Origin of the sequence: Bartonella queenslandensis AUST/NH15 (assembly GCF_000312585.1) — a bacterium.
In the GTDB taxonomy this organism is placed as follows: Bacteria; Pseudomonadota; Alphaproteobacteria; order Rhizobiales; family Rhizobiaceae; genus Bartonella; species Bartonella queenslandensis_A.
On record NZ_HE998235.1, the window covers coordinates 1 to 1,208 of the forward strand.

1 protein-coding gene is annotated in these 1,208 nt (G+C 40.7%); it reads left to right on the top strand.

What is annotated here, in order from left to right; genetic code table 11:
- Positions 1-1,208, top strand: a 1,208-nt coding sequence (locus BN338_RS09995; protein WP_039762000.1) for a preprotein translocase subunit SecA, incomplete at both ends; no start/stop codon positions are given.

Here is a 1,208-nt window from a genome sequence, read left to right on the forward strand (position 1 = left end):
TGACATAGAAAATGTCGCGATCGTTCATCATGTTAATAATGCTCTAAAAGCCCATAAACTGTTTGTTCGCGATAAAGATTACATTGTTCGCAATGATGAAATTGTGATCATTGACGAATTTACAGGACGAATGATGCCTGGACGGCGTTACTCTGAAGGGCTTCATCAAGCATTAGAAGCTAAAGAGCATGTTGCTATTCAACCAGAAAATCAGACACTTGCTTCCATCACTTTCCAAAATTATTTCCGTATGTATAGAAAATTATCTGGAATGACTGGAACTGCAGCAACAGAAGCTGAAGAATTCAGAAATATTTATGGTCTTGACGTTGTTGAAGTCCCCACAAATTTACCGGTACAGCGTCTTGACGAAGATGATGAAATTTATCGAACAGCAGAAGAGAAATATCGAGCCATTGTGCGTGATATCCGTCAAGCGCACGAAAAAAAACAGCCTATTCTTGTTGGAACAACCTCAATTGAAAAGTCAGAACAATTGGCAGAGCGTTTGCGAAAAGAGGGCATTACCGATTTTAAAGTCTTAAATGCTCGCTATCACGAGCAAGAAGCATATATCATTGCGCAAGCAGGCGTTCCTGGAGCTCTCACCATCGCAACCAACATGGCGGGACGTGGTACAGATATCCAGCTTGGTGGGAATGTTGAAATGCGCATTCGACAAGAATTACAGGATATCCCCGAAGGTCCAGAGCGAACAGCTAAAATTGAAGAAATCAAAAAAGATGTCAAACAACTTAAAGAAAAAGCTTTAGCAGCTGGGGGACTTTACGTTATCGCTACTGAACGTCATGAAAGCCGTCGTATTGATAACCAGCTTCGTGGACGTTCTGGTCGCCAAGGTGATCCAGGTCGCTCAAAATTCTTTCTCTCTCTTCAAGATGATCTTATGCGTATCTTCGGCTCCAATCGTATGGATGGTATGCTGCAAAAACTTGGATTGAAAGAAAATGAAGCTATTATCCATCCGTGGATTAATAAAGCCATTGAAAAAGCACAAAAAAAGGTCGAAGCACGGAATTTTGAAATTCGTAAAAATCTGCTAAAATATGATGATGTCATGAATGATCAACGCAAGGTTATTTTTGAACAGCGTATGGAGGTCATGAATGCAGATGATTTATCAGAAATGATCCAGGAAATGCGCAATGACGTCGTGGAAGATCTTGTAGAGACTTATATTCCCTCGG